The 454-nt window shown below is 43.2% G+C and carries 1 rRNA gene; it reads left to right on the top strand.

Annotated features, from left to right (window positions below):
* Nucleotides 1-104: ribosomal RNA gene (locus tag L3V42_RS18100) — 16S ribosomal RNA — on the top strand; the annotation flags it as partial.
* Between the last annotated feature and the right edge of the window lie 350 nt (nt 105-454).

Genomic DNA, 454 nt, shown 5'->3' with positions numbered 1-454 from the left:
GTGAGGTAACCATTTGGAGCCAGCCGCCGAAGGTGGGACCAATGATTGGGGTGAAGTCGTAACAAGGTAGCCGTATCGGAAGGTGCGGCTGGATCACCTCCTTTCTAAGGATATAAATAAGAAAGCGTAAGTGGCCGTTCGACATTAGTTGAATACCACTGGAGCTAGATTATTTTCGGAACATACTGGGTTGTTTGGTTCAGTTTTGAGAGAGTAAATCTCTCTATTTGTACCTTGAAAACTAAATAAGAGTAACAACGACATCATATTAAAAGGCTGAAGCGACCGTTTTTGGGAGCTAAAGCTAGATTCATAAATGCAAGAAAGTGGTCTTTAACAGACCAACAAGGCAAAACAAGCTATATTTACTGTAACTTAGTTAAGTGAATAAGGGCGCACGGTGGATGCCTTGGCACTAGGAGCTGATGAAGGACGGGACTAACACCGATATGCT

The organism is Oceanobacillus alkalisoli, from assembly GCF_022213125.1.
GTDB classification, from domain to species: domain Bacteria; phylum Bacillota; class Bacilli; order Bacillales; family Amphibacillaceae; genus Oceanobacillus; species Oceanobacillus alkalisoli.
Note: the sequence above shows the minus strand (reverse complement) of the source record. Positions and strands in the feature narration are given on the sequence as shown.